Annotated in this window: 21 protein-coding genes, 1 tRNA gene and 2 pseudogenes; 5 read left to right on the top strand and 19 right to left on the bottom strand. The window is 73.0% G+C overall.

What is annotated here, in order from left to right:
* The first annotated feature begins 52 nt into the window (after window positions 1–52).
* Window positions 53–604, top strand: coding sequence for a flavoprotein (locus L6E17_RS12395; RefSeq protein WP_236240902.1), 552 nt, complete (start codon window positions 53–55; stop codon window positions 602–604).
* 104 nt (window positions 605–708) lie between these two features.
* On the opposite strand, the gene L6E17_RS12390 is transcribed toward L6E17_RS12395, so the two are convergent.
* The 4 genes from L6E17_RS12390 to L6E17_RS12375 all read right to left on the bottom strand — a co-directional run bounded on the left by L6E17_RS12390 (window position 709) and on the right by L6E17_RS12375 (window position 3,941).
* Window positions 709–781: transfer RNA gene (locus L6E17_RS12390), tRNA-His, on the bottom strand.
* 486 nt (window positions 782–1,267) lie between these two features.
* On the bottom strand, window positions 1,268–1,870 hold the full coding sequence (gene orn, locus L6E17_RS12385) for an oligoribonuclease (protein ID WP_236240803.1): 603 nt from the start codon (window positions 1,868–1,870) through the stop codon (window positions 1,268–1,270).
* Between the two features lie 104 nt (window positions 1,871–1,974).
* On the bottom strand, window positions 1,975–3,237 hold the full coding sequence (locus L6E17_RS12380) for a helix-turn-helix domain-containing protein (RefSeq protein WP_236240802.1): 1,263 nt from the start codon (window positions 3,235–3,237) through the stop codon (window positions 1,975–1,977).
* Window positions 3,238–3,638: 401 nt separating this feature from the next.
* The gene (locus tag L6E17_RS12375; protein WP_374109042.1) at window positions 3,639–3,941 is read right to left on the bottom strand and encodes a hypothetical protein; all 303 of its coding nucleotides are present in this window, start codon (window positions 3,939–3,941) and stop codon (window positions 3,639–3,641) included.
* 817 nt (window positions 3,942–4,758) lie between these two features.
* Here L6E17_RS12375 and L6E17_RS12370 point away from each other — a divergent pair.
* Entirely contained in the window at window positions 4,759–5,280 is a 522-nt protein-coding gene (locus tag L6E17_RS12370; RefSeq protein WP_071265206.1) for a universal stress protein, read from the top strand.
* A gap of 236 nt (window positions 5,281–5,516) precedes the next feature.
* Window positions 5,517–6,082: pseudogene (locus L6E17_RS12365) on the top strand (GPR1/FUN34/YaaH family transporter).
* 581 nt (window positions 6,083–6,663) lie between these two features.
* On the opposite strand, the gene glmS reads toward L6E17_RS12365, so the two are convergent.
* The 13 genes and pseudogenes from glmS to L6E17_RS12300 all read right to left on the bottom strand — a co-directional run bounded on the left by glmS (window position 6,664) and on the right by L6E17_RS12300 (window position 22,536).
* Entirely contained in the window at window positions 6,664–8,481 is a 1,818-nt protein-coding gene (gene glmS / locus L6E17_RS12360; protein ID WP_236240801.1) for a glutamine--fructose-6-phosphate transaminase (isomerizing), read from the bottom strand.
* An 86-nt stretch (window positions 8,482–8,567) separates the two neighbouring features.
* Window positions 8,568–8,846, bottom strand: a complete 279-nt coding sequence (locus L6E17_RS12355) for a hypothetical protein (RefSeq protein ID WP_071264217.1) — start codon at window positions 8,844–8,846, stop codon at window positions 8,568–8,570.
* A 217-nt stretch (window positions 8,847–9,063) separates the two neighbouring features.
* Window positions 9,064–10,848, bottom strand: a complete 1,785-nt coding sequence (locus L6E17_RS12350) for an IucA/IucC family siderophore biosynthesis protein (protein WP_236240800.1) — start codon at window positions 10,846–10,848, stop codon at window positions 9,064–9,066.
* Complete coding sequence (locus tag L6E17_RS12345; RefSeq protein ID WP_236240799.1) at window positions 10,845–11,408, bottom strand: GNAT family N-acetyltransferase; 564 nt, start codon at window positions 11,406–11,408, stop codon at window positions 10,845–10,847. The genes L6E17_RS12350 and L6E17_RS12345 overlap by 4 nt, the downstream gene beginning before the upstream one ends.
* Window positions 11,405–12,679: a lysine N(6)-hydroxylase/L-ornithine N(5)-oxygenase family protein gene (locus tag L6E17_RS12340; RefSeq protein ID WP_236240798.1), complete on the bottom strand. Its 1,275-nt coding sequence runs from the start codon at window positions 12,677–12,679 to the stop codon at window positions 11,405–11,407. The genes L6E17_RS12345 and L6E17_RS12340 overlap by 4 nt, the downstream gene beginning before the upstream one ends.
* On the bottom strand, window positions 12,663–14,105 hold the full coding sequence (locus tag L6E17_RS12335) for an aspartate aminotransferase family protein (protein ID WP_236240797.1): 1,443 nt from the start codon (window positions 14,103–14,105) through the stop codon (window positions 12,663–12,665). The genes L6E17_RS12340 and L6E17_RS12335 overlap by 17 nt, the downstream gene beginning before the upstream one ends.
* Before the next feature lie 188 nt (window positions 14,106–14,293).
* Entirely contained in the window at window positions 14,294–15,163 is an 870-nt protein-coding gene (locus L6E17_RS12330; protein ID WP_236240796.1) for a siderophore-interacting protein, read from the bottom strand.
* 5 nt (window positions 15,164–15,168) lie between these two features.
* Window positions 15,169–16,224 carry an ABC transporter substrate-binding protein gene (locus L6E17_RS12325; protein WP_236240795.1) on the bottom strand — a complete coding sequence of 352 codons (1,056 nt, stop codon included), beginning with the start codon at window positions 16,222–16,224 and terminating at the stop codon, window positions 15,169–15,171.
* Between the two features lie 108 nt (window positions 16,225–16,332).
* Complete coding sequence (locus L6E17_RS12320) at window positions 16,333–16,737, bottom strand: hypothetical protein (protein ID WP_236240794.1); 405 nt, start codon at window positions 16,735–16,737, stop codon at window positions 16,333–16,335.
* Between the two features lie 125 nt (window positions 16,738–16,862).
* Entirely contained in the window at window positions 16,863–18,023 is a 1,161-nt protein-coding gene (locus L6E17_RS12315; protein WP_236240793.1) for an acyl-CoA dehydrogenase family protein, read from the bottom strand.
* 5 nt (window positions 18,024–18,028) lie between these two features.
* On the bottom strand, window positions 18,029–18,964 hold the full coding sequence (locus tag L6E17_RS12310; RefSeq protein ID WP_236240792.1) for a hydroxymethylglutaryl-CoA lyase: 936 nt from the start codon (window positions 18,962–18,964) through the stop codon (window positions 18,029–18,031).
* A pseudogene (locus L6E17_RS12305) lies at window positions 18,961–20,900 on the bottom strand (biotin carboxylase N-terminal domain-containing protein). The gene L6E17_RS12310 and the pseudogene L6E17_RS12305 overlap by 4 nt, the downstream one beginning before the upstream one ends.
* Before the next feature lie 19 nt (window positions 20,901–20,919).
* Window positions 20,920–22,536 carry a carboxyl transferase domain-containing protein gene (locus L6E17_RS12300; protein WP_236240791.1) on the bottom strand — a complete coding sequence of 539 codons (1,617 nt, stop codon included), beginning with the start codon at window positions 22,534–22,536 and terminating at the stop codon, window positions 20,920–20,922.
* Between the two features lie 105 nt (window positions 22,537–22,641).
* On the opposite strand from L6E17_RS12300, the gene L6E17_RS12295 reads away from it, so the two are divergent.
* A complete protein-coding gene (locus L6E17_RS12295; protein ID WP_236240790.1) occupies window positions 22,642–23,253 on the top strand; it encodes a TetR/AcrR family transcriptional regulator in 612 nt (203 codons plus the stop codon).
* Window positions 23,254–23,695: 442 nt separating this feature from the next.
* Here the strand turns inward: L6E17_RS12295 and L6E17_RS12290 are convergent, their stop codons facing one another.
* On the bottom strand, window positions 23,696–24,769 hold the full coding sequence (locus L6E17_RS12290) for a DMT family transporter (RefSeq protein ID WP_236240789.1): 1,074 nt from the start codon (window positions 24,767–24,769) through the stop codon (window positions 23,696–23,698).
* A gap of 219 nt (window positions 24,770–24,988) precedes the next feature.
* On the opposite strand from L6E17_RS12290, the gene L6E17_RS12285 reads away from it, so the two are divergent.
* Window positions 24,989–25,768 carry a phosphatase gene (locus L6E17_RS12285; protein WP_236240788.1) on the top strand — a complete coding sequence of 260 codons (780 nt, stop codon included), beginning with the start codon at window positions 24,989–24,991 and terminating at the stop codon, window positions 25,766–25,768.
* Window positions 25,769–25,827: 59 nt separating this feature from the next.
* On the opposite strand, the gene tesB is transcribed toward L6E17_RS12285, so the two are convergent.
* Window positions 25,828–26,700, bottom strand: a complete 873-nt coding sequence (tesB, locus tag L6E17_RS12280) for an acyl-CoA thioesterase II (protein ID WP_236240787.1) — start codon at window positions 26,698–26,700, stop codon at window positions 25,828–25,830.
* Window position 26,701: the final 1 nt, after the last annotated feature.

Raw genomic sequence — 26,701 nt, 5'->3', positions numbered from 1 at the left:
GCCTTGCAGACAACAGGGTTAGGGCGTGCTGCTGTGGTCAGATGGGGTCATGATGAGGACCTTGTACCTGTTCTGCTCTGCCGCGCCGCCTGTGTTCGACGTTGCCCGCGTGATCGAGGACGCGCAGACGCGAGGTTGGGACGTGTGCCTCGGGCTCACGCCTACCGCCGCGCGGTGGCTGGAGCCCAGCTTGGAGGGGCTGGCGGCGCTCGCGGGCCATCCGGTGCTCTACGACTACAAGACACCGGGTGAGCCGGACGTGTGGCCCCGTGCGGATGTCGTACTCATGGCTCCGGCAACGTTCAGCACGTTCAACGAATGGGCCCTCGGACTCACGTCCAAGTTCGTGGTGGGTGTGGTCGCGGAGGGTATCGGCAAGGGCATGCCCCTCGTAGTCATGCCCTGCGTGAATGCGGCCTACGTACAGCATCCGCAGTTTCAGCGCTCCTTGGAAACCCTGCGCTCCGCTGGAGTCACGGTGCTGTACGGAGAGGGTGGATTCGTCCCCAACCAGCCGGGCCAGGGTCGTCCGAAGGAGTATCCGTGGGGTCTGGCGCTGGACGCCGCGGATGCTGCATGGCGGGCGAAGACGACCCAGACCTGAACACCGGCGCGCGGCGGCCGCGTGGGCGGCGCCCACCGTTTGGCCACAACACGGAAAAGATCAGCCGGTGACCCGTTTTCGCAGGTCACCGGCTGATCAATCAGGGTGAGTAACGGGACTCGAACCCGCGACATCCTGGACCACAACCAGGTGCTCTACCAGCTGAGCTATACCCACCACGACCGGTCGTCTTCCCGACCGGCCGAGAAAAAGTGTACAGGGTCCGAGAGGGTGCTCGCGCACACCTTTTCCCGGGGGTGTCCGGAGGGCTCCCGGGGGCGGGGGCGGAGCCGCCGCCCCCGCCCCGGCCCGCCGCACAGCGCACCGCAGGCCGTGGTCGCGCAGCCGCCGCCCGCCGGCCGAAGCTGCCGCCCGGCGCCCCGCTGCCACCGCCCGTGCTGCCGCACCGCGCGCCGGCGGGCCTGCGGCCCAGCTCAGTGCCCGGTGTGCCGTACGGCGTGACGCCGGGGCCGGCGCACCGCGGCGAGACCGGCCTGCCGTACGGCGTGACCCCGCGCCCGCCGCACAGCGACGCCCGCCGCACAGCGACGCCCGCCGCACGGCGACCCCGCCGCGACGCCTACCGCACCGCGCCCCGCCGCACACGCAGCGAGCCCCGTCGCGAGGCGTGGCTCACAGGGGGCGCCGTGCGGCCCGGTAGGGCTACTGCGGGGGGACGACGTGGCGCGCCGCGAGCGACTTCGCCGTGTCCGAGTCCGGGCCCGGCTGCGGGACGAAGATCGCCTCGCGGTAGTAGCGCAGTTCCGCGATCGACTCGCGGATGTCGGACAGCGCCCGGTGGTTGCCGTTCTTCTCCGGGCTGTTGAAGTACGCCCGGGGGTACCAGCGACGTGCCAGCTCCTTGACCGAGGACACGTCCACGATCCGGTAGTGCAGGTAGTTCTCCAGCGTGGGCATGTCACGAGCGAGGAAGCCGCGGTCGGTGCCCACCGAGTTGCCGCACAGCGGCGCCTTGCCGGGCTCCTTGACGTGCTCGCGCACGTACGCCATGACCTGGGCCTCGGCGTCGGCCAGGGTGGTGCCGCCCCCGAGTTCGTCGAGAAGCCCGGAAGCGGTGTGCATCGCGCGCACCACGTCCGGCATGGTCTCCAGGGCCTGCTCCGGCGGGCGGATCACGATGTCCACGCCGTCGCCGAGCACGTTCAGTTCCGAGTCGGTGACCAGTGCGGCCACCTCGATGAGTGCGTCGTCCTCCAGCGAGAGCCCGGTCATCTCGCAGTCGATCCACACCATGCGGTCGTTCATGCGTCCACCTTACGGGGGCATGACCGTGCGGAACCGCCGGGAAGGGGCACGCTGAGGCGGTGCGCCCTTCCCGGCGGTTCCCGGTCATCGGCTATGCGGTTGTCCTACGGTGCGCCGGTCCGGCACCGCGGCGGGGCGGTGGTGACTCCGTCCCGCCGCCCGTCACGGCGCGCTGCGCTGGCCCGGCAGCGCGGTCGCCGCAGCCCGGCCGACCCCGGCCCGTACGCGTCGGCGTGGGACTTGCCGCCGTCCGGCGCCATGCCCGCCGCCGCGCCCGCCGGGTGCCGCCGCATCCCGTGCCCGCCCGGGCCCTGCGGCGATACCACCGCGTCGCTGACCGGAGCACTGTCGCCCTGCGGGCGGCGGGCCCGGTAGGCGGCCCGGTACGCGGCCGGCGAGGAGCCGAGCTGGCGGCGGAAGTGGCCGCGCAGCGCCACCGGCGAGCGGAAGCCGCAGCGGCCCGCGACCTCGTCCACCGAGTAGTCCGACGTCTCCAGGAGGCGCTGCGCCTGGAGAACCCGCTGGGTGATCAGCCACTGGAGCGGTGCGCTGCCCGTCAGCGAGCGGAACCGGCGGTCGAAGGTGCGGCGGCTCATGTACGCGCGGGCCGCCAGCGTCTCCACGTCGAACTGCTCGTGGAGGTGCTCCAGCGCCCAGGCCACCACCTCCGCCAGCGGGTCGGCGCCGATCTCCTCGGGGAGGGACCGGTCCAGGTACCGCTCCTGGCCGCCGGTGCGGCGCGGCGGTACGACGAGCCGCCGGGCGAGCGCCCCGGCCGCCTCCGCGCCGTGGTCGGTCCGCACGATGTGCAGACAGAGATCGATTCCGGCCGCCGTGCCCGCCGACGTCAGGACGTCCCCGTCGTCCACGAACAGCTCCCGCGGGTCCACATGGACCGACGGGTAGCGCTTCGCGAGCGTCGGCGCGTACATCCAGTGCGTCGTGGCGGGCCGCCCGTCCAGTAAGCCGGCGGCGGCGAGGACGAACGCCCCGGTGCAGAGGCCGACGATGCGCGCGCCCTCCTCGTGGGCGCGGCGCAGCGCCTCCAGCGCCTCGGCCGGCGGCGGCGAGGTGATCGACCGCCAGGCCGGGACGACGACCGTGCCTGCTCTGCTGATCGCCTCCAGTCCGTACGGCGCGGCGAGTTCCAGCCCTCCGGTCGTGCGCAGCGGGCCTTCCTCGCCTGCGCAGACCAGCAGCCTGTAGCGCGGAACCCCGGCGTCCTGGCGGTCAATCCCGAACACCGAGAGTGGGATGGAACTCTCGAAAATGGGGCCGCCGCTGAACAGCATGACGGCGACGACCTCGCGACGGCGGCGTCCGGACAGTTTGCGTCCGGCCTCCGGTGCGGCGGAGTCCTGGCTCATGACGCTAAGCCCCCCTCGGTGTTCGCGTCTCCTAGGTCCTGTCGCTCCTGCACGTTTCCCCTCGGTTTTGCACGAGACCCCGTTCTTCGATAGTCATGATCGAATCTACTGCGTCCCGGGGTGCCGACGTGACAAGTTCCGCATCCGGGACTATGTCGACAAGGCAACTTGGCGTGAAGCATTCGATCACGAAGCGTTTCACCCGAGGGGCCCCGCAGGGAAGTGCGTCTGGCGCTCATGGCCCAACCGCGTAGGGTACGCGAGCCGTCTTCGGCCCTTTCTTCCCTGGTGGCAAGGGGGTTGGCGGGCCATTCCCGCACCAAAGGGCGGGGTCATGGAAGTTGGCCGAAAACATACGGGTGCGGATGTGCGAAGCCGTCAGCCTTCCGCGTCAACGGCCGTCAGCCCTCCGGCGTACCCGGCACTCCGTGCCGCCCGCCCCGGTGGGCTCCGGACCCGGTGCGGGAGTGGCGCCCGCGGTGGGGGAGGGGCCCCGCGCCGCGCGGCCGGTCCGCCGCGGGCTCCGGCAGCAGGGGGACGGGGGCGCCCCGCTCGGCACGGCGCAGCAGCATCCGGCAGGCGGCGGTGACGGCGGCCAGGCCGAGCGCGGTGCTCGCGGCGCCGCCGAAGGACGTTCCGTACACCAGCAGCACCGCAGGGACGAGGGCGCAGCTGAACGCCGCCCAGCGCACCACCTCGCCCACCGCGTCCTGCGGAGCGCCGGCCCCCGTGCGCTCCCGCCCTCCCGCCGGCCCCGCGATCCCTGCGGAGGCCGGGCCCGTGATCCCTGCACGGCGTCGTACGGCTCGGCGCCCTGCGCGGCGTCATGCGGCCCGGCGCCCGGCACCGCCCCCTGCGGCCCGGCGCCCGGCACTCCGCCGTACGGCCCCGGCGCCTCGCCGTACGGCTCCGGTGTGTCTGCGGGAGCGTACCCGCGGGACGGCGCGGGCGCCGCCGCGTACAGGGGCGGGTACGGATGCGGCGCCGCGGGCGCGGTCGGGTGCGGGGCGGTGGCCTGGGTCGCGGACACGGGGGCTCCCTGGGGGTGCGGCGGTCGGGGGGACCGCGCTGCCAACGAGAGCGCGCCGCTCAGGTCACTGCCGCACACTCCGACCGGCGGGCGTTCCGCTCGCGCCATACGCCCGGGGCGGTGGCTGCCCCGCTTGCCCCGCACGCCCGAACGGTGGCTGTCCCGCTCGGGCCGCAGGGGGCCCGGGCGGCCGCCGTGCCGGTGCCCGCCGACCCGATAGGGGTGACGCTCCGTGTCGGTCGGCGGGCATTCCGTAAGCTCTCCGGGGGACGGCTGTAAGGGGCAACCGGCGTTGCCATACGCCGCCGGCTCGGGCATGCTCCCTGGAACGCCGCGTGCCCAGTGGCGTACGCAGGGCAACTCTGGGCATGGCAGGAGTGGCGCCGTACCCTTGGGGGTATGGGGTTGGGAAGATGATTCCCGGACACGGCTCCGAGCCGCCCGATGCTTGCCCTCACCTCCCTTGAAGGACTTCCCTCGCCGAGACACCGATGGCCGGTCACGAATACCCAGAACCCGCGGACCGCAGAAGGGGCGCCGATTCGGCGGTCGACCCCCTCGCGGCGGCCGAGCCGCGCCACTCCTGTGACCCCGCGTTCCGCCACGGCGTCGTCGTCGGCTTCGACGGGTCGACCTCCAGTGAGCGCGCCCTCGCGTACGCGATCGGCATGGCGAGCCGCTCCGGCTCCGGCCTGATCATCGTCCACGTGGCGAACCGCCTCCCCACCACGGTGTGGGCCGGCTGCGAGCCGCCCGTCTTCGTCGACGTCCCCGACCACCGCACCGAGGTGCTCGGTCTGGAGCTCGCCTGCGCGGACTACCTCTCCGAGGTCCCCTGGATCCTCGTCGAGCGCGGCGGCGACATCTGCCACGAGCTGGAGGAGGTCGGCCGCGAGTACGAGGCCGACGCCATCGTCGTCGGCTCCACCCACGGCATCGTGGGGCGCATTTTCGGCTCGGTCGCGGGCCGGCTCGCCCGGCGCGCCCAGCGGCCGGTCGTCGTCATTCCGTAACCTGCCGTCGGCCCAGGTGAGGCCTCGTCAACTCAGCCTCCGATCCGCGTGATTCGATGCGTCCGCGAGGTGGGTTGTGCGCTTGTGAAGGGTATATCCCCATGGCTGGGAACCAACGCAGCGGAGCAGAAGCCCTGCACCGGCCTGGCGGACTCGGCGCCCGCGAGCGGCGGCCCGGCAGCGTCCCCGACACAGCAGCCACGTCTGCGCACAACTGCACAGGAAGGGAGCCCGCCGTGGACAACGACGTCTCTGCGGGAAGCACCACCTCCACTCTCGGTCAGCTCGCCCTCGGCCTGACCCTGCTCGCCTTCGGCCTCGGCCACACCGGGGCGATCGACAACGTCGGGGCGGCGGACGCCTCGTCCCTCGCCACCTGGGTCGGCGGGGTCGCCCTCTTCGTCTGCGGCGTCCTCGCCCTGCGCGCCGGCGACGGCCGCACCGGCACCGCGTTCGCCGGGCTCGGCGCCTTCTGGTTCACCTGGGGCAGCGCCGCGGGCACCGACGTCTCCGCCGCGGCCGGCGGCCTGTTCCTGCTGCTCTTCGCGCTCCTGGCGCTCACCCTGACCGCCTCGGCGGGCGGGAGCGGGCTGCTCGGCCAGGGGGTGTACGGGCTGCTGTTCCTGTCGCTCCTGCTGCTCGGCATCGGCACCTTCGCCGACATGTCCGCGCTCGGCAAGACGGCGGCTGGATCGCCGCCGTGGCGGGCCTCGCGGCCTGGTACGGCGCGACGGCGGCGCTCGCCGGCTGGCCGGCGCTCACCGGACGCGGCGCACGCGGCAGCGCGCCCGCCGCGAGCTAGCGGGCGGAAGCAGGACCGATGAGGCCGGCGCCGAAGCGGCGCCGGCCGGGCCGAGGGCGGCCCCGGTGCGCGGTGGCACGCGCCGGGGGCCGCCCGCCGTTCCGCACACCCCGCCGCCGCCTCCGAGCCGCCACCGCGCGCCCGCGCCACGCGTCTCGCCCCCGGCCGCAGCGCGCCCTCGCCGAGCCTCTCGTCCCCCACGGGCACCGTGCGCTTGTGCGGCGGGCAGCGCGCCGCGCCTCTCGCCGGGGCCTCGTTCCCCGCGCCCCGCATGCCGCTCCGGGCCCCGGGTGCCGCGCCTGGCCGCCTCCCCGGATGCCGCACCGGCCCTCCGCCCCGAACGCCGCGCCGTCGCCCCGGGGGCCGCGTGCACCTGCTGCGCACCCCGAGGACCGGCCCGCGGGCGTGCACCGGCCCGCGGGGCTTCACCCGCACCAGCACGCAGAACACCCTGAGCTGCTCGACCAGCGGCGGCTTCCGGACGATGTACCTGCTGCGCCAGGTGGGACGTGCAGCGGCCCGGGGGCCGGCGGCCCCGGACACTGTCAGGGCCGGCCCCCGGGCCGTACGCGCGCGGTGGGCTACTCCACCGTCACCGACTTCGCCAGGTTGCGCGGCTTGTCGATGTCCCGGCCGAGGGCCAGGGCGGTGTGGTACGCGAACAGCTGGAGCGGGATGCCCATGAGGATCGGGTCGAGCTCGTCCTCGTTCTTCGGCACGACGATCGTGTGGTCGGCCTTCTCCTGCTCCTGGTGCGCCACGGCGAGGATCCGGCCGCTGCGGGCCTTGATCTCCTCCAGCGCGGCGCGGTTCTTCTCCAGCAGGTCGTCGTCCGGGACGATCGCGACCGTCGGCATGGCGGGCTCGATGAGGGCCAGCGGGCCGTGCTTGAGCTCGGACGCCGGGTACGCCTCGGCGTGGATGTAGGAGATCTCCTTGAGCTTCAGCGACGCCTCCAGCGCCACCGGGTAGCCGCGCACCCGGCCGATGAACATCATCGACTTGGCCTCGGCGTACTCGTGCGCCAGCTTCTCGATCTCGTCCTCCATGGTGAGGATCTCCGAGATCTGCTCCGGCAGCCTGCGCAGGCCCTCGATGATCCGCTTGCCGTCCGTGACGGACAGGTCCCGGATGCGGCCGAGGTGCAGGGCCAGCAGGGCGAAGGCGACGACCGTGTTGGTGAAGCACTTCGTGGAGACCACGCAGACCTCCGGGCCGGCGTGCACGTACACGCCGCCGTCGGCCTCGCGGGCGATCGCCGAGCCCACCACGTTGACCACGCCGAGGACCCGGGCGCCCTTGCGCTTCAGCTCCTGCACGGCGGCCAGCACGTCGTACGTCTCACCGGACTGGGAGACGGCGATGTAGAGGGTGTCGGGGTCCACGACCGGGTTGCGGTAGCGGAACTCGGACGCCGGCTCGGAGTCGGCGGGGATCCGGGCCAGGCCCTCGATGAGGCTCGCGCCGATGAGGCCGGCGTGGTACGAGGTGCCGCAGCCGAGGATCTTGATGCGGCGGATGGTGCGGGCCTCGCGGGCGTCCAGGTTCAGACCGCCCAGGTGCACGGTCGAGAAGCGGTCGTCGATCCGGCCGCGCAGCACGCGGTCGACCGCGTCGGGCTGCTCGGAGATCTCCTTGTGCATGTACGTGTCGTGGCCGCCCATGTCGTAGGACGCGGCCTCCCACTCCACGGTCTCCGGGGTGGCGGTGGTCCGCGTGCCGGAGGTCGTGTACGTACGGAAGTCGTCGGCCTTCAGGGTGGCCATCTCGCCGTCGTCGAGGGTGACGACCTGGCGGGTGTGGGCGACCAGCGCGGCGACGTCGGAGGCGACGAACATCTCCTTCTCGCCGATGCCGAGGACGACCGGCGAGCCGTTGCGGGCGACGACGATGCGGTCGTTGAAGTCGGCGTGCATCACCGCGATGCCGTAGGTGCCCTCGACGACCTTGAGCGCCTCGCGGACCTTCTCCTCCAGGGAGTCGGCCTGCGAGCGGGCGATCAGGTGGGTGAGGACCTCGGTGTCGGTCTCCGACGCGAAGACGACCCCGTCCGCCTCCAGCTTGGCGCGCAGCTCGGAGGCGTTGTCGACGATGCCGTTGTGGACGACCGCGACCTTGTTCTCGGGGTCCATGTGCGGGTGCGCGTTGTGGTCGCTCGGCGCGCCGTGGGTGGCCCAGCGGGTGTGGGCGATGCCGGTGGTGCCGGTGAAGCGCTTGGGGATCCGGGCCTCCAGGTCGCGTACCCGGCCCTTGGCCTTGACCAGCTTGAGCCCGGCCGCCTTCGGGCTGGTGATCACCATGCCCGCGGAGTCGTAGCCGCGGTACTCCAGCCGCGCCAGGCCCTCCAGCAGCAGCGGGGCGACGTCGCGCTTACCGATGTAACCGACGATTCCGCACATAGAGTTGTAACCCCTCCTGGTTTCACGGATGTGTGCTCGCGTCCGCGCGCCGGCCGGTGCCGGCGCCCCGGCGGCCCGGTGGCGGGTCAGCCGTAGACCATGCGGCGCAGCTGCCGGAGCGAGAGCTCCGGGGGCGCCACGGCGCGGTGCGGCAGCTCCGCCGCGATGCGTTCGAAGATCTCCGAGTTCACCGCGCCGTCCGCCTGCAGCTCGCGGTGGCGGCGGCGGACGAACTCCTCGGTCGTCTCGTCGAAGTACGCCAGCACGTCGAGCACCACCCGGGCGGCCTCCCCGCGCTGGAGCGCGGTGCTGCGCACCAGGTGGTCGATGAGGTCGTCGTGGGACGACGGGCGGCGATCGAGCACCCGTAGATACTGCGGGGTGAGGTCGCCTCTTCGCAAGAAATCTGCCCGGTATCGGGCAGGAGGCCGCATGGTCGGCGCCGGTAACGGCTTTGGTCTATACCTGACATGCCTACAAAAAGGGCAAACCGGGGCGCGGTGGAGGACCGTACTCCACCGCGCCCCGGTCGGTCGGCGCCGGCCGTGCGGCGCCCGCGGCTGCGGGCGCCCGGCCGCACCCCTACGGGCGGAACTTCGCGAGCGGGTTCGCGAGGGTGCCGACGAGCTGGAGCGCCGCCGACGGGTCCGCCAGGTCCACCATCTGCTTGTTGTTGCGCAGCTGGAGCCGGTTCAGGCAGGACAGCGTGAACTCGTCCGCGAACAGGTCGTACCGCGCGAACTTCTCCGCCAGCTCCGGCTTGGACTCCTGGTACGCGATCACGCACTCCGCGACCGTCCGCCAGAAGGAGTCCTCGTCCAGCACGCCCACGGCGTCCAGCGTGGCGCCCAGGAACCGGAAGAAGCAGTCGAAGACGTCCGTGAAGACGGACAGGAGCTTCTGGTCCTCCGGCACCTCGACCCGGATGCGCTCCACGGCCGGCGGCAGCACCGCCTGCGGGTCCATGACGACGATCTCCTCGGCGATGTCCTTGAAGATCGCCCGCCGGACCGCGCCGCCCTCGATGACGAGGATCACGTTCTCGCCGTGCGGCATCCACGCCAGGTCGTACGCGTAGAAGGTGTGCAGGATCGGCAGCAGGTAGGCGTCCAGGTACTGCCGCAGCCACACCTCCGGGGTGAGCCCCGACTCGGCGATCAGGGCGCCCGCGAAGGACGCGCCCTCGTGGTCGACGTGCAGCAGCGACGCCATGGTGGCCGGCCGCTGACCGGGCTCCAGGGACGGCACGGGGCTCTCCCGCCACAGGGCGGCGAGCATCTTGCGGTACGGGGAGTAGCGGTCGGTGGCCCGCTCGTACTCCAGGTGCCGGTAGCCGACCGCCGCCCGCTCGCGGATGATCGAGAACCGGGCCGCGCGGAGCACGTCGTCGCCCTCGACGAGCTGGTGCAGCCAGTCGTTGATCGCCGGGGTGGCCGCCATGTACGCGGCGGACAGGCCCCGCATGAAGCCCATGTTCAGCACCGACAGCGCCGTCTTCACGTAGTGCTTCGACGGGTCGGTGGTGTTGAAGAACGTGCGGATGGACTGCTGGGCCAGGTAGTGGTCGTCGCCCGGGCCGAGCAGCACGAGCCGCTGCTGGGCGATCTCCGCGGCGAAGGTCACCGACAGCTTGTTCCACCACTGCCAGGGGTGCACCGGCACCAGCAGGTAGTCGTCCGGGTCCAGGCCCTTGCCGGTGAGCACGCGGGCGCAGGAGTCGACGAAGGCGTCGCCCAGCTCCGCGCGGATGAACGACTCGTACGTGATGCCGGAGCCGGCGGAGAACGCGGTGCGGTCCCGGTGCGCGGCCAGCCAGATCAGCTGCAGGGGGCTCGCGGCCTCGGGGGCGTAGGCGTGGTACTCGTCGATGCCGAAGCCGAGCCGGCCGTTGTTGGCGACGAAGCACGGGTGGCCCTCGGTCATGCCGGTCTCGACGGCCTGGAAGTCGGCCTTCGCCAGCTCGGCGGCGGTGACCGGTGGTTTCCCGGACTTGTAGGCCGTGCCGGACAGCGTGGAGGAGATCTCCTCCAGGTAGACGGGCAGGACCTCGTCGCTCAGGCCGAGGGCGCCGCGCAGCTCGATGACGAACTCCAGGGCGTCGAGCGGGAGCTCCTCGCCGTCGCGGTGGCGGCTGATCGAGTCGGCGTACACCTGCCAGTGGTCCAGGGCGAACCGTCCGGCGGTGAAGCGGTACTCCGTGGTGCCGTCGTCGCTGAGGACGCGGTACCGGCTCTCGCCGAGCGGCTCGGGTGCGAGGAGCCGCTCGTGCGCGAACTCGGCGAGGCCCTTGCGGACGAGCAGGCGGTTGGCGTGCGCCCAGCGCTCGGGGGTGAGGTGGGCGACCGGGTCGAGGGCGATCGGGCTCATCGGGCGGCACCTCCGGTGGCGGCTTCGAACGCCTCGCGGGTGCAGACGCTGAGCAGCGCCTCCTTCTCCGGCTTGGTGATCTTGTCGACGGCGACGAACCCGACGGCCTCGTTCAGGGCGTGGACGGCGGTGTTGCGCACGTCCGGCTCGACGACGACGCGGGCGGTGGCCGGGTCGCGGAACAGCTCCGCCATGACGGCCGTGATGACCGCGCGGGTGAAGCCGTGGATCGGGGTGTCGGTCGGCGCGACCAGGAAGTGCATGCCGACGTCGCCGGGCTGCGGGTCGTAGAGCCCGACGAGCTCCACGTGCGCCGGGTCGTAGCGCTCCATGAGGAAGGCCGGTTCGCCGTCGTGCAGGCCGATGAAGGCGTCGTGGTGCGGGTGCGCGGCGATCGCCATGTAGTCCCGCTCGACGTCCTCCAGCCGGTGGTCCTGCATCAGCCAGTACGACGCCTTGGGGTGGGTGACCCAGCCGTGGACGAGTTCGGCGTCGGAGAGCGGGTCGAGGGGGCGGAAGGCGAGGCTGCCCACGGAGCGGGCGGCGGGGGCGGTGCTCATATGCTGAACTCCTGGAACGCGATGGACTTCTCGACGGGGTAGTACTCGGTCCCCAGCAGCTCGCGGATGATGCAGGAGTTGCGGTACGGCCCCATGCCCAGGTCGGGCGAGGTGATCGAGTGGGCGTGGACCCCGGCGTTCTGCAGGAAGATCCCCCGGCCCGTGGTGTCGACGGAGTAGTTGCGGGCGATGTCGAACCGGCCGCGTCCGTCCCAGTTGATGCGGTCGCGCACCGGCTCCAGGAAGGCGGGGACGCGGTACTTGTAGCCGGTGGCGAGGACGAGGCCCTCGGTGCGGATCTCGTAGTCCTTGCCCTGCTCCTCCTGGCGCAGGCCCAGCGTGTAGGTGCCGGCAGCCTCGTCGTACGACGCGGTGTTCAGGGAGGAGTTGGTGAGCAGCCGGGTGGGGACCGGGCCGCCGGTCTCGACGTTCTTCTGGTACAGCAGGTCGAAGATGGCGTCGATGAGCTCGCCGTTGATGCCCTTGAACAGGCCCTTCTGCTCGGCCTCCAGGCGGTAGCGGGTGTCCTCGGGCAGTCCGTGGAAGTAGTCGACGTACTCGGGGGACGTCATCTCCAGCGTGAGCTTGGTGTACTCCAGCGGGAAGAACCGCGGGGAGCGGGTGACCCAGTTCAGCTGGTAGCCGTGCACGTCGATCTCGGACAGCAGGTCGTAGTAGATCTCGGCGGCGCTCTGGCCGCTGCCGACGAGCGTGATCGACTTCTTGGCCTTCAGGGCGTCCCGGCCGGGCATGTAGCGGGAGTTGTGGAGGAAGTCGCCGCCCAGGTCCGCGCAGGCGTCCGGGACGTACGGCGGGGTGCCGGTGCCCAGGACGAGGCGGCGGGCGCGCAGCACGTCGCCGCCGTCGGTGTGCACGGCGTACACCTCGGCGCCGGCCTCCCACTCGACGCGGGTGACCGTCGTGCCGAAGCGGACGCTGCTCAGCTTGGCCGCCGCCCACCGGCAGTAGTCGTTGTACTCGGCGCGCAGCGGGTAGAAGTTCTCGCGGATGTAGAACGAGTACAGCCGGCCCTTCTCCTTCAGGTAGTTGAGGAAGGAGTACGGCGAGGTCGGGTCGGCCAGCGTGACGAGGTCCGACATGAACGGCGTCTGGAGGTGGGCGCCCTCCAGGAACATGCCGGAGTGCCACTCGAAGTCCGGCTTGGACTCCAGGAAGAGCCCGTCGAGTCCCTCGATGGGCTCCGTCAGGCAGGCGAGGCCGAGGTTGAACGGACCCAGTCCGATACCGATGAAGTCAAGAGGCGTGGACAAGGTTCTCTCCCAGGTACTGCTCGGCGTGGCCGGCGATGAGATCCAGGACGGCCGCGATGTCCTGCACGGTCGTCTCCGGGTTGAGCAAGGTGAACTTGAGGTACTGGCGGCCGTCGACCTTCGTACCGGCGATGACGGCCTCGCCCGAGGCGAACAGCGCCTTGCGGGCGTGGAGGTTGGCGCGGTCGATCTCCTCGGGGGAGGTGATCCGCTCCGGGATGTAGCGGAAGACGAGGGTGGACAGCGAGGGCCGGACGACCACGTCGTAGCGGGGGTCCGCGGCCAGCAGGTCGAAGCCCGCGGCGGCCAGGTCGCACACCTCGTCGAAGAGCCCGCCGATGCCGTCGGCGCCCATGACGCGCAGCGTCATCCACAGCTTGAGGGCGTCGAAGCGGCGGGTGGTCTGGAGGGACTTGTCGACCTGGTTCGGAATCCGCTCCTGCACGGTGCGGCGCGGGTTGAGGTAGTCCGCGTGGTACGTGGCGTGCCGCAGCGTGGCGCCGTCGCGGACCAGGACCGCGGAGGAGCTGACCGGCTGGAAGAAGGACTTGTGGTAGTCGACGGTCACGGAGTCGGCGCGCTCGATGCCGTCGAGGAGGTGGCGGCGGGTGGGGGAGGCGAGCAGGCCGCAGCCGTAGGCCGCGTCGACGTGCATCCAGGCGCCGTACTCGTCGGCGAGCCCGGCGATGTCGTGGAGCGGGTCGATGGAGCCGAAGTCGGTGGTGCCTGCGGTGGCGACGATCGCCATCGGCACCAGGCCCTCGGCGGCGCAGCGGGCCAGCTCGGCGGCGAGGACGACGGTCTGCATGCGCCGGTCGCGGTCCGTGGGGATCGAGACGACCGCGGACCGGCCGAGGCCGAGGAGCTGCGCGGACTTCTGGACGCTGAAGTGGCTGGACTCGGAGGTGAAGATGCGCAGTTTCGCCAGGTCGGCGGTCTTGGCCTCCTCGCGGGCGAGGAGGAGGGCCTGCAGGTTGGACTGCGTGCCGCCGCTGGTGAACACGCCGTCCGCGGCGTCGCCGAGGCCGATCCGGGAGGCGGTCCAGTCGATCAGCCGGCGCTCGATGAGGGTGCCGCCCGCGCTCTGGTCCCAGGTGTCCAGCGAGGAGTTGACGGCCGAGAGGACGGCCTCGCCGACCAGGGCGGGTATGACCACCGGGCAGTTGAGGTGGGCGACGTAGCGGGGGTGGTGGAAGTAGACCGCGTCCCGCAGGTAGACCTCCTCCAGCTCGTCCAGCGCGGCGGCGGTGTCGCCGAGCGGCCGGTCGAGGTCCACGGAGTTGACGGTCGGCGCGAGCGCGTCGGGGGTGACGCCGGTGAACGGGCGCCGGGTGGTGGCGATTTTCTGCGCCACCCGCTCGACTCCTTCGGTGACGGAACGCCGGTACTGCTCCGCCGTCTCGTCGTTCAGCAGGTGCGAGCGCATACGACATCCTCCCGGATGCGGGGACTTGGCCGTCCCTCAGAGGACAGGATGAGGGGCGAGGGACGAGGTGATAGTTAGGTTAGCCTAACCTAACTTGATCTCGCAAACGTTCCTCGCCCCTCGGGCGGTGCAGGGTCGTGCGGGTCGCTGCGCGGGTGCGGGCCCCTGCCTCGGTGCCCGCACCCGCGTCACGCGTCGGTGTCGGTATCCGTCTCCGGGGCCTCGCGCAGCGCGTCCTCGCTCAGGCCCTGGCGCCAGTATCCGACGAACGTGACCCGTCGGCGATCGAACTGACGCTCGTTCACAAAGTGGCGCCGCAGCGCCTTCACCGCACCGGACTCCCCGGCGATCCACACGTACGGCGCGGTGCCGGCGACCTCGGCCGCGCGCACCGCGTCGACCGCGGCCGGCGCGCCCTCGTCCCGTACGAGCCAGGTGACCGCGGCGTCGGCGGCGGTCGGGAGCTCCAGCCGGTCCGCGGCGTGCGGCACGTCGAACCACGCCTGGACCCGCAGGCCGGCGGGCAGCGACTCCAGGATGGCGGAGGCGGCCGGCAGGGCGGTCTCGTCCCCCCAGAGCAGCACCTCGTCGGCGTCCTGCGGCAGGTGGAAGCGCACCCCGGTGTTCTCCGCGACGACCGGGCCCAGCACGGCGACCCGGTCGCCCGGCGCCGCCTGCTGCGCCCAGCGGCACGCGGGCCCGCCGTCCTCGTGGACCGCGAAGTCGATGTCGATCTCGTTCGGGTCCCGGCGCTGCTGCCGCACGGTGTACGAGCGCATGACCGCCCGCACGTCGTCCGGCATGGCCCGCCAGGCGCCCAGCGCCCCGTACAGGTCGCCGTCGACGACCGGCGGCAGCACCGGCTCCGGCTGGCCCGGGTGCGGCAGGAACAGCGACAGGCTCTGGTCGCGCCCGCCGGAGGCGAAGTCCTCCAGGTCCTCGTCCCCGGCGCCGGTGAAGGTGACGCGGACCAGCGACGGCCCGAGCCGCCGGGTGCTCACGACGGCGAGGGGGAAGAACCGGAAGGGCACGGACACGGCGGTCCCGGTGGTCGTCATGGGGGTCAGGCCGCCTTCTTCGCGTTCTCGAGCGCCTCGGCCAGGGCCTCCAGGATCGGGGCGCACTTGTCGTACGAGTAGATGGGCTCGGTGACGCGCGGGATCACCTGGCCGGCCTTGACGGCGGGCAGCTGCTTCCAGGTCGGCTTGGTCTTCTCCAGGTCCGCGGGCTGGATGGCCGACGTGCGGTTGTCCATCATGATGATGTCGGCCGGGTACTTGCCGACGTTCTCGAAGCTCAGCTCCTCGAACCAGCCGGTGGCGTCCAGCTTCTCCGGCACGACGAGGTTGACGCCGAGCTCCTTGAAGTACTTGGTGTCGGCCGGGCGGTCCGGGTGGGAGACGTAGAAGATGTCGGAGCCCTGGTAGGCCGAGCCGATGAGCACCTTGATCTCCGGCTTCGCCTTGGCGGCGGCGCGCAGCCGGGCGGCGGCCTTCTCGAAGCGCTCCTTGCTCTCGACGACCTGCTTCGCCTTCACATCGGCCCCGAGGCTCTCGGCGAGCTCCACGTGACGCTCGATCACCTTCGGCATGGACTGGTCGGCGGCCCACAGCGCGACGCTCGGGGCGATCTTGAGGATCTTGTCCTTGGACTCCGCCGGCACGTACCAGAGGTCGTCCTTCTCCCACATGTCGGAGATGAGCAGCTCCGGCTGGAGCTTCAGGTACTCCTCGATGTTGAACTCGCCGTGGACGTTGCCGAGGATCTTGACCTTGTTCACGTCGAGGTCGCCGGCCTGCACGTCGGGCTTGCCGTCGGCGGTCTTGGTGGGGCCGAAGACGCCCTTCACCTCGACGCCGAAGTCGTGCAGGGCCGCCGCCATGCCGGTGAAGGCGACGATGTTCTTCGGCACCGTGTCGGCCTTGGCGGTGACGCCGCGGTCGTCCTTGAAGGACCAGGGGCCGGAGCCGGCGCCGCCCTTGTCCGTGCCGGAGTCCTTCGCGTCCTTGCCGCTGTCGCTGCCGCCGCAGGCGGCGAGCACGGCGCCCAACCCGAGGGCGCCACCGGTGGCGAGGAGGCCGCGGCGGGTGAGGTGGCTGGCTCGGGCGTTGCTGGGCATGGCGGGATCGCTTTCGTACGGCCGGATACCGGCCCTCTGGCAGGGTCGAAGGTAGGTTAGCCTAACCTCAGATCATGTCCAGGGGTCGGGGGCTGCCGACGCTGTCGATCACGTCACGCCGACGGCCCGCTTCCGCCGTGCCCGCACGGCCATGGCGACGGCCCCGGCGGTGCCCGCGACCCCCGCCGCCAGGCCGGGGTTCACATACCCCGGGACCATGTCGTACGACGCGTTGCAGGGCGCCGACAGCGGCAGCAGCGACTGCCCCGCGCGGACCGCCTCCCAGTCGTACGGCTGGTGGTGGTACAGCGCGCATGTCTCGGCGGTGTCCAGGGTGAACAGGTGCAGCAGCCCCCACAGGTAGAGCACCACCGTGCCCAGCAGCAGCACCACCGCGAGGCCCACCCATGGGGCGCGCCGGAACACCCTGACGGCCCCCCAGGCCACCAGCCCCAGCATGAGCAGCGGCGGCACCACCGCGGCGACCAGCTGCACGACGTACTCGACGGACACGGGCTCCCCCTCCGCTCGGTCGGGGTCAGCCTATGGCCAAGGGTCCGTGGGCCGGCCCCCGCCCGGCAGCGCGCAGGCCCCCCGCCCAGCGAGGCGGAGGGCCTGCGCGGCCCGGGGGCCGGCCGTCAGGCGGACAGGCCCAGTTCGCGGGCGATGAGCATGCGCTGCACCTCGCTGGTGCCCTCGCCGATCTCCAGGATCTTCGAGTCGCGCCACATGCGGGCCACCGGGTACTCGTTCATGAAGCCGTAGCCGCCGTGGATCTGGGTGGCCTCGCGGGCGTTGTCGACGGCGACCGTGGAGGAGTACAGCTTCGCCACCGCCGCCTCCTTCTTGAAGGGCTCGCCGCGGACCAGGCGGGACGCCGCGTCGCGCCAGCCGATGCGGGCCATGTGGGCGCGCATCTCCATGTCGGCCAGCTTGAACTGGATGGCCTGGTTGTCGCCGATGGGGCGGCCGAACGCGTGACGTTCCTGCGCGTACCGGAGCGACTCGTCCACACAGCCCTGCGCGAGCCCGGTGGCGAGCGCCGCGATCGCGATGCGGCCCTCGTCCAGGATGCGCAGGAACTGGGCGTAGCCGCGGCCCTCCTCGCCCAGCAGGTTGGCCGCGGGGACGCGGACGTCCTGGAAGGACAGCTCCCGGGTGTCGGAGGCGTTCCAGCCGACCTTCGAGTAGGGGGCCGCGACCGTGAAGCCCGGGGTGCCGGACGGGACGATGAGGGAGGAGATCTCGGGCCGGCCGTCGTCCTTGCGGCCCGTCACGGCGGTGACGGTCACCAGACCGGTGATGTCCGTACCGGAGTTGGTGATGAAGCACTTCGTGCCGTTGATGACCCACTCGTCGCCGTCCCGGACGGCCGTGGTGCGCGTGCCGCCCGCGTCGGACCCGCACTCGGGCTCCGTCAGGCCGAAGGCGCCCAGCACCTCGCCCGAGCAGAGCTTCGGCAGCCACTCCCGCTTCTGCTCCTCCGTGCCGAAGCGGTGGATCGGCATCGCCCCCAGCGAGACGGCCGCCTCCAGCGTGATGGCCACGGACGAGTCGACCCGGGCCAGCTCCTCCAGCACGATGCCGAGGGCCAGGTAGTCGCCGCCCATCCCGCCGTACTCCTCCGGGAAGGGCAGGCCGAACAGGCCCATGCGGCCCATGTCGCGCACGATCTCGTAGGGGAACTCGTGCCGCTCGTAGAAGTCGCCGATCTTCGGCGCCACCACGTCGCGGGCGAACTCCTCGACAGTGCGGCGCAGTTCCTCGTGCTCTGCCGAGAGCCGGTGGTCCAGGGACATGGTGGTCACTCCTTGTGGGAGAGGGCGCGGACGGTACGGGAGGGGCTGGGACGGCCCAGCCGTTCGGCCAGCCACACGCTCGTGGCGGTGAGCCGGCCGAGGTCGACCCCGGTCTCGATGCCGAGGCCGTGGAGCATCCACACGAGGTCTTCGGTGGCGAGGTTGCCGGTGGCGGACTTCGCGTAGGGGCAGCCGCCCAGGCCCCCGGCGGAGGCGTCGACGGTGGTCACGCCGTGCTCCAGCGCCGCGTACGTGTTGGCCAGCGCCTGGCCGTACGTGTCGTGGAAGTGCACGGCCAGGGCGGACGTGGGGACGCCCGCCCCGTTCAGGCCGGCCAGCAGCGCCTTCACATGGCCCGGCGTCGCCACGCCGATGGTGTCGCCGAGGCTCAGCTCGTCGCAGCCCAGGTCCGCGAGGCGGCGGCAGACGCCCGTGACCTGCTCCACCGGCACCGGGCCCTCCCACGGGTCGCCGAAGCACATCGACACATAGCCGCGCACAGCCAGGCCCTCGGCCTTCGCGCGGGAGACGACCGGCGCGAACATGGCCAGCGACTCGTCCACCGTGCGGTTCAGGTTGGCCCGCGCGAAGGACTCCGTCGCGCTGGCGAACACGGCGACCTCGCGGGCGCCGAGCGCCAGCGCCCGGTCCAGGCCCCGTTCGTTGGGGACCAGCACCGGCACACGCACCCCGAGGCCGCGGACCCGCGGGAAGAGGTCTTCGGCGTCGGCCAGCTGCGGCACCCACTTCGGGTGCACGAAGCTCGTCGCCTCCACCGTGCCGAGGCCCGCCTCGGCGAGGCGGCGGACGAACTCCGCCTTCACCTCGGTCGGCACGGTCGCCGACTCGTTCTGGAGGCCGTCGCGCGGACCCACCTCGTGGATCCTCACCCGGGCCGGGAGGCCCGGCGCCGGGATGGCCATCGGAAGTCCCGCGGTCATGACCCGGCCTCCTCGTGCGCGGCGTGCGGCTCCACGACCGCCAGGACCTGGTCCATGGCGACCGTCGTGCCGGGCGTGACGTCCAGGGCGACGACGGTGCCGTCGTGCGGGGCGGAGATGACGTGCTCCATCTTCATCGCCTCCACCACGACCAGCCCCTGACCGGCCGCGACCTCGTCGCCGACCGCCGCCTTGACGACCGTGACCGTGCCGGGCATCGGCGCGGTCAGCGAGTCCGCCCCCGCATGGGCCGAACGGGTGAGCGACGCCTCCACCGGGTCGTGGTCCAGCACGTTCCACGCGTCCCCGTCGCGGCCCAGCCACGTCCCGGCGCGGTGGAAGGTGTGCGTGACGCCGTCGAGGGTGACCGCGACCCGGTCGGCGGTGACGCGGTGGCCCGTGCCCCGCAGGACGTGAGTGACGGGTTCGAGTCCCGCGATCCGCAGGTGGTGCGCCACCGGCAGTCGCTCGCCGCCCATCCGCCAGCCGCTCGGCACCGAGAACGGGTCCGTCCAGCCGCCGTCCCCGGGCGCGGGGCGCAGCGCCTCCTCGCGCACCGCCGCGGCCGCCTCGTACACCTCGGGCGGCACGCCCTGCGGGACCAGGCCGTCGGCCTCCCGCTCCACGAGGCCCGTGTCCATGTCCCCGGACACGACCGCCGGGTGGGCCAGCAGGCGGCGCAGGAACCCGGCGTTCGTCGGGACGCCCAGCGTCACGGTGTCCGCGAGGGCCGCCCGCAGCCGGCGCAGGGCCGTCGCCCGGTCCGGGCCGTAGGCGATGACCTTCGACAGCATCGGGTCGTAGAGGCTCGACACCTCCGTGCCCTCGCTCAGGCCCGAGTCGGTGCGCAGGCCCTCGCCCTGCGGCTCCCGCAGCGACAGCACCGTGCCGCCGGACGGGAGGAAGCCGCGCGCCGGGTCCTCGGCGCAGAGGCGGGCCTCGACGGCGTGGCCGGTCAGGGCGATGTCCGCCTGCCCGAACGGCAGGCGCTCGCCCGCGGCCACGCGCAGCTGCCACTCGACCAGGTCCAGTCCGGTGACGAGCTCCGTCACCGGGTGCTCGACCTGGAGCCGGGTGTTCATCTCCATGAAGTAGTACGAGGACGGGTCGCGGCCCGGGACGATGAACTCCACCGTGCCCGCGCCCCGGTAGCCGCAGGAGCGGGCCGCCTGCACGGCCGCCTCACCCATGGCCGCGCGGGTCTCCTCGTCCAGCAGGACGGACGGGGCCTCCTCGATGATCTTCTGGTGGCGGCGCTGCAGGGAGCACTCGCGCTCGCCGAGGTGGACGACGCTGCCGTGGCCGTCCGCCAGGACCTGGATCTCGATGTGCCGGGGGCGGTCGATCCAGCGCTCCACGAGGAGCGTGTCGTCGCCGAAGGACGCGCGGGCCTCGCGTCGGGCGGCGGCGATCTCCTCCTCCAGCACCGACAGGTCCCGCACCAGCCGCATGCCCTTGCCGCCGCCGCCCGCGGACGGCTTCAGCAGCACGGGGGCGCCCATCTCCCGGGCGGCGGCCTCCAGGCCGGGGCCCGAGGCGCCGGGCACCACCGGCACGCCCGCGGCCCGCACCGTCTCCTTGGCGCGGATCTTGTCGCCCATGAGGGAGATCGCGTCGGCCGGGGGCCGATGAAGACGAGCCCCGTGTCCTCGCAGGCCCGCGCGAAGGCGGCGTTCTCGGCGAGGAAGCCGTAGCCGGGGTGGACGGCCTGGGCGCCGGTCCGCCGCGCCGCCTCCAGGAGGGCGTCGACCCGCAGGTAGCTCTCGGCGGCCGGCGGCGGTCCGATCCGCACGGCCGTGTCCGCCTCCCGCACGTGGCGCGCGTCGGCGTCGGCGTCGCTGAAGACGGCCACCGAGCGCACCCCGAGGGCCCGCAGCGTGCGGATGACCCGGACGGCGATCTCGCCCCGGTTGGCCACCAGAACGGTGTCGAACATGGAATCGCTCACGGCTCCCTCACATCCGGAAGACGCCGAACTGGGGGTCACCCAGGGGCGCGTTGGCGCAGGCGGTCAGGGCCAGACCCAGCACCTGCCGGGTCTCCAGCGGGTCGATGACGCCGTCGTCCCACAGGCGGGCGGTGGCGTAGTAGGCGCTGCCCTGCGTCTCGTACTGGGCGCGGATGGGGGCCTTGAAGGACTCCTCCTCCTCGGCCGGCCACTCCTCGCCGCGCGCTTCGAGCTGGTCGCGCTTGACGGTGGCGAGCACCGACGCGGCCTGCTCCCCGCCCATGACGGAGATCTTGGCGTTGGGCCACATCCACAGGAAGCGGGGGCTGTAGGCCCGGCCGCACATGGAGTAGTTGCCCGCGCCGTACGAGCCGCCGACGACGACCGTCAGCTTCGGCACGCGGGTGCACGCGACGGCGGTGACCATCTTGGCGCCGTGCTTGGCGATGCCGCCCGCCTCGTAGTCCCGGCCCACCATGAAGCCGGAGATGTTCTGCAGGAACAGCAGCGGGATGCCGCGCTGGTCGCACAGCTCCACGAAGTGGGCGCCCTTCTGGGCGGACTCGGAGAACAGGATGCCGTTGTTGGCGACGATGCCCACCGGGTGGCCGTGGATGCGGGCGAAGCCGGTGACGAGGGTCTGCCCGAACTCGGCCTTGAACTCCGCGAACCGGGAGCCGTCCGTGATCCGGGCGATGACCTCGCGCACGTCGTACGGGGTGCGGGAGTCCACCGGCACGGCCCCGTACAGCCCGGCCGGGTCCGCCTTCGGCTCCTCCGCGGGCTCCACGGGCCAGGGCAGGGGCCCGCGCCGCGGCAGGGTGGCCACGATGTCCCGGACGATCCGCAGGGCGTGTGCGTCGTCCTCGGCCAGGTGGTCGGTGACGCCGGAGGTGCGGGAGTGGACCTCGCCGCCGCCCAGCTCCTCGGCCGTCACGACCTCGCCGGTCGCGGCCTTCACCAGCGGCGGGCCGCCGAGGAAGATCGTGCCCTGGTTGCGCACGATGACGGCCTCGTCGCTCATGGCCGGCACGTATGCCCCGCCGGCGGTGCAGGAGCCGAGGACGGCCGCGATCTGCGGGATCCCGGCGCCCGACATGCGGGCCTGGTTGTAGAAGATCCGCCCGAAGTGCTCGCGGTCCGGGAACACCTCGTCCTGCATCGGCAGGAACGCGCCGCCCGAGTCCACCAGGTACACGCAGGGCAGCCGGTTCTCCAGGGCCACCTCCTGCGCGCGCAGGTGCTTCTTCACCGTCATCGGGTAGTAGGTGCCGCCCTTGACGGTCGCGTCGTTCGCGACGACCACGACCTCCCGGCCGCTGACCCGGCCGATGCCCGCGATCACCCCGGCGGCGGGCGCCTGGTCGCCGTACAGGCCGTTCGCGGCCAGCGGCGCCAGCTCCAGGAACGGCGAGCCCGGATCGAGAAGGGCGTCCACGCGGTCGCGGGGCAGCAGCTTGCCGCGCGCGGTGTGCTTGGCACGCGCCTTCTCGCCGCCGCCGAGCCGGGCCGCGGCCAGGCGCGCCCGCAGGTCGTCGGCGAGCTCGCGGTGCGCCGCCTCGTTGGCCTGCCAGGCCGGCGACGCGGGATCTGCCGCGGTCGTCAGCACAGGTGCCTGCTGCATCGTGTCGAGCCCCCTTGCCCGTACGACTGTCACCACTCGGTTAATGAGCGTTAACGTACCGCCTCAGGTTAACGAGCGCTAACCGCCTTGTCTAGAATCAGTCCCATGAGCACCAGGACCGACGCCCCCACGCGCCGCGAGCAGATCCTCAGGGAAGCCGCCCGGCTCTTCGCCGAGCGCGGCTTCCACGGCGTGGGCGTCGACGAGATCGGCGCCGCCGTCGGCATCAGCGGTCCGGGGCTCTACCGCCACTTCGCCGGCAAGGACGCGATGCTCGCCGAACTGCTCGTCGGCATCAGCGAGCGCCTGCTGGACGGCGGGCGCCGCCGGGTGGAGGAGTCGGACGGCGATCCCGACGCTCTGCTCGCCGCGCTCATCGACGGGCACATCGACTTCGCGCTCAACGACCGCTCCCTCATCACCCTGCACGACCGGGAGCTGGACCGCCTCCGGGACACCGACCGCAAGCGGGTGCGCCAGCTCCAGCGGCAGTACGTGGAGCTGTGGGTCGACGTGGTGCGGCGGCTCCACCCGGAGCAGTCGGAGCAGCAGGCCAGGGCGGCCGTCCACGCGGTCTTCGGCCTGCTCAACTCGACCCCGCACCTCGGCTCCGCGTCCACCGCGGGCGACCCGGCGGCCCGCCGGTCGATGGAGGCGCTGCTGCGCCGACTGGCCCACGGCGCCTTCGGCTCGCTCGCGGGCCCGCCGGCGGCCTGAGGCGGGGTCGGCGTGGGGGCCTGCGGGCGGCCTGCGCGGGTTGGCGGGAGTGCGGGGACGCCGGGCGGCGTACCGGCGGTAGTGACGTACGGGCCCACGGCCTGCGGGCCTGCGCGGCCCGGCGGCCTGGCGGCCTGGCGGCGCACGGGGGTGCGGGGACGCCGGGCGGCGTACCGGCGGTGGTGGCGTACGGGCCTCACGGCCTGCGGGCCTGCGCTGCGTACGGGCTGTGCGGCGTACGCGCCTGCGGGCTCCAGGGGCGCGGCGGCGCCGGGTGGCGCGTACCGGCTGGGGCGGCGGTCCCCGCGGCCCATGTGCTCCACGGCGTACGGGCCCCGCGGTACAGGTCCCGCACGGCGTACGTGCCCCACTGCGGCCGGGCCCGCGGGGCGTACGGTCCGGCGGGGCGTACGGCACCGGGACGCCCGCCGGCCTTCCGGCCCTACGGTGCGGGTTCCGCCGGCGCCGGGCGCGGGCTTCCGGCGGCCTCCGGACCGGGCACCGCGGCGTGCGGTGCCGGCTGCGGGCGGACCGCGGCGCCGGGCGCCGGCCGCGGGAGGTCCGCGGTCCGCGCTGCGCGCCCGCGCGGGCCGCGCGGCGCGCGGTCGGCGGCGTGGCGGCCCCACAGGGTGCCCACCAGGACGAGCGCGGCGCCCGCCAGGCCCGCCGGGGTGAGGCGGTCGCCGCCCAGGGTGAGGCCGACGGCCGCCGCCCAGAGGGGCTCGGTCCCCAGCAGCAGGCTGACCCGGGACGGCGAGGTGCGCCGGACCGCCCACATCTGGACGAAGAACGCGAAGAACGTGCAGAAGACGGCGAGGAACAGCAGCCCCGCCCACTCGCGCGGACCGAAGTCCAGCGCGGCGGCCCACGGGGTGGCGCCCGTACCGGGAACGGCGGCCAGCACGGCGAACAGCAGCACGGCCGTGCCGAGCTGGACGGTGGTCAGCGACAGCGAGTCGGCACCCCGCACCGCGCGGGTGCGGGCCATGACCAGCACGTGCGCGGTACGGGCGAGCGCGGCGAGCAGCATCAGCAGGTCGCCGGCCGAAGGGGTGGTGAAGCCGCCGTTCTGCGTGAGCAGCACGACCCCGGCCACGGACAGCCCGGCCCCGGCGAGGAACGCGCCGGACGGTCGGGTGCGGGTCAGGGCGGCCTCGCCGAGCGGTGTGAGGACCATGGTGAGGCTGATGATCAGGCCCGCGTTGGTCGCGGAGGTGTGGACGAGCCCGTAGGTCTCCAGCAGGAAGACGCCGCCGAGGACCAGCCCGAGGAGCGCCCCGCCCCGCCACTGGGCGGCGGTCAGGGCCCGCAGGCGCCGCCCGGCGGCGACGGCCAGCGCGGGCAGCACGACCGCGAACCGCAGCACGAGCACGGCGATCACGGTGTGGGCCGTCGTGATGCCCTTGGCGGCCAGGTAGCTGGCGCCCCAGACGACCGCGACGAGGAGGACGGGCAGGTCGGTGAGCCAGGCGGGGCGCACGCCCGGGGCGGGCGCGGGGGCGGCGGGCGACGACATGGCGGGCCGGGCCTCCAGTCATGTGCGGGGGCGCGGAGGCGTCGGCGGCTCACGCGGGACGGCGCTCACCGTACCCGCCGGGAAGATCACCGGTCGAGGGGGCGGCGCCGCGCCGCCGGCCTCGGGCGGAGGGCCGGTAGGTGCCCTGGAGGCCGGTGGGCGCGTCCACGCCGCGGAACCCCTCGGCCACGGGGCGTGGCGGACGGCAGAATGGGGGCCATGCCGATACCCAGCCGCGCCGCCCTCGTCGAGCACCTCGTCCGTACGCGTATCGCGGGGAACGTCGCCACGCCTCGCGACAACAACCTCGCCCACTACCGCAGCCTGGCCAACGGTGACCGGCACTACTGGCTGGGGCTTGAGTTCGGCGACCGCTGGGCGGACGAGCAGGACGTGCTCGCGGTCATGGCGGAGCGGTGCGGCGTCAACGACGACCCCGGGCACCGGACGGGCCAGGACACCATCGACCCCGAGCTCACCGTCGACGCCCTGGACCGCATGGCGGGCCGTCTGCGCAAGGCCGCCGCCGACCGGGCGCGGGTGCTCGTCGCGACGGGCCACCCCGGCTCCCTGCTGGACGTGCACAGCCGCACCGCCGCCGCGCTGCGCGCCGCGGGCTGCGACATCGTGCGCATCCCCGACGGGCTGACCACCGACGAGGGGTACGTCGTCCAGTTCGCCGACGTGGCGCTCTTCGAGCGGGGCGCCACCCTGTGGCACACCCACTCGCCCGCACCCATGGACGCCGTGCTCGACGGACTGCTGGCCGCCGACGAGCCGCTGCCCGACCTGGTCGTCGCGGACCACGGCTGGGCCGGCCGCGCGGGCCGGCGCGGCATCGACACGGTGGGCTACGCCGACAGCAACGACCCCGCGCTGTTCCTCGCCGAGGCCGAAGGCACCCTCCAGGTCACCGTCCCCCTCGACGACCACGTGGTGGACCCGCGCTCCTACGAGCCGATGACGGCCTACCTGCTGGGGGCGGCCGGACTGCTCTGAGCCCGCCGCCGGAACCGGGTCGCCGCAGGCCGGCTGCCCGGCACCGCGGGCGGCGGGTGTCAGTGCGGGACGCGGACCACGCCCTCCTGGATGACCGAGATGGCCAGCCGGCCGTCGCGCGTGTAGATGCGGGCCTGGCCCAGGCCCCGGCCGCCGGAGGAGGACGGCGACTCCTGGTCGTACAGCAGCCACTCGTCGGCCCGGAACGGCCGGTGGAACCACATGGCGTGGTCCAGGGAGGCGCCCACCACGTCGCCGACCGCCCAGCCGCCCCGGCCGTGCGCGAGCAGCACCGAGTCGAGCAGCGTCATGTCGGAGACGTACGTCGCCAGGCAGATGTGCAGCAGAGGGTCGTCCGCGAGCTTGCCGTTGGTGCGGAACCACACCTGGGAGCGCGGCGCCCGCGGCGCGCCCGCCGTCGCCCACGGCGGCTCCTGCACATAGCGCAGGTCCACCGCGGCGCGGGCCTCCAGCATCCGCTCCGCGATACCGGGGTCGGCGAACAGGTGGCGGTAGCCGGGAAGGACCTCCTCCGCGGTGGGGAGGGTCTCCGGATCCGGCGCGGGCGGCATCAGGGCCTGGTGGTCGAGCCCGTCCTCGTACGTCTGGAACGACGCCGACAGGTGGAAGATCGGCTGCCCGTGCTGCACCGCCACGACCCGGCGGGTGGTGAAGGAGCGGCCGTCGCGGATGCGGTCCACGGTGTAGACGATGGGGGCGCCCGGGTCGCCCATGCGCAGGAAGTACGCGTGCAGGGAGTGGGCCGTCCGGTCCTCCGGCACCGTGCGGCCGGCCGCGACCAGTGCCTGGGCCGCGACCTGGCCGCCGAACACCCGGGGCACGATCGCGGACCGCGACCTGCCCCGGAAGATGTCCTCCTCGATCCGCTCCAGGTCGAGCAGATCGAGGAGGGCGTCGAGTGCCTGGCTCATC

This window comes from Streptomyces sp. CC228A (assembly GCF_021390935.1).
Lineage (GTDB): Bacteria > Actinomycetota > Actinomycetes > Streptomycetales > Streptomycetaceae > Streptomyces.
The sequence above is the reverse complement of the archived record's forward strand: the minus strand, read 5'-3'. Positions and strand labels throughout refer to the sequence as shown.

Bases quoted from the DNA above. Each gene is read 5' to 3' on its own strand.
- L6E17_RS12395 (WP_236240902.1), top strand. From the start codon at position 53: ATGAGGACCTTGTACCTGTTCTGCTCTGCCGCGCCGCCTGTGTTCGAC.
- orn (WP_236240803.1), bottom strand. From the start codon at position 1,870: ATGAACGACCGCATGGTGTGGATCGACTGCGAGATGACCGGGCTCTCG.
- L6E17_RS12380 (WP_236240802.1), bottom strand. From the start codon at position 3,237: ATGAGCCAGGACTCCGCCGCACCGGAGGCCGGACGCAAACTGTCCGGA.
- L6E17_RS12370 (WP_071265206.1), top strand. From the start codon at position 4,759: ATGGCCGGTCACGAATACCCAGAACCCGCGGACCGCAGAAGGGGCGCC.
- glmS (WP_236240801.1), bottom strand. From the start codon at position 8,481: ATGTGCGGAATCGTCGGTTACATCGGTAAGCGCGACGTCGCCCCGCTG.
- L6E17_RS12350 (WP_236240800.1), bottom strand. From the start codon at position 10,848: ATGAGCCCGATCGCCCTCGACCCGGTCGCCCACCTCACCCCCGAGCGC.
- L6E17_RS12345 (WP_236240799.1), bottom strand. From the start codon at position 11,408: ATGAGCACCGCCCCCGCCGCCCGCTCCGTGGGCAGCCTCGCCTTCCGC.
- L6E17_RS12335 (WP_236240797.1), bottom strand. From the start codon at position 14,105: ATGCGCTCGCACCTGCTGAACGACGAGACGGCGGAGCAGTACCGGCGT.
- L6E17_RS12330 (WP_236240796.1), bottom strand. From the start codon at position 15,163: ATGACGACCACCGGGACCGCCGTGTCCGTGCCCTTCCGGTTCTTCCCC.
- L6E17_RS12325 (WP_236240795.1), bottom strand. From the start codon at position 16,224: ATGCCCAGCAACGCCCGAGCCAGCCACCTCACCCGCCGCGGCCTCCTC.
- L6E17_RS12315 (WP_236240793.1), bottom strand. From the start codon at position 18,023: ATGTCCCTGGACCACCGGCTCTCGGCAGAGCACGAGGAACTGCGCCGC.
- L6E17_RS12310 (WP_236240792.1), bottom strand. From the start codon at position 18,964: ATGACCGCGGGACTTCCGATGGCCATCCCGGCGCCGGGCCTCCCGGCC.
- L6E17_RS12300 (WP_236240791.1), bottom strand. From the start codon at position 22,536: ATGCAGCAGGCACCTGTGCTGACGACCGCGGCAGATCCCGCGTCGCCG.
- L6E17_RS12295 (WP_236240790.1), top strand. From the start codon at position 22,642: ATGAGCACCAGGACCGACGCCCCCACGCGCCGCGAGCAGATCCTCAGG.
- L6E17_RS12290 (WP_236240789.1), bottom strand. From the start codon at position 24,769: ATGTCGTCGCCCGCCGCCCCCGCGCCCGCCCCGGGCGTGCGCCCCGCC.
- L6E17_RS12285 (WP_236240788.1), top strand. From the start codon at position 24,989: ATGCCGATACCCAGCCGCGCCGCCCTCGTCGAGCACCTCGTCCGTACG.
- tesB (WP_236240787.1), bottom strand. From the start codon at position 26,700: ATGAGCCAGGCACTCGACGCCCTCCTCGATCTGCTCGACCTGGAGCGG.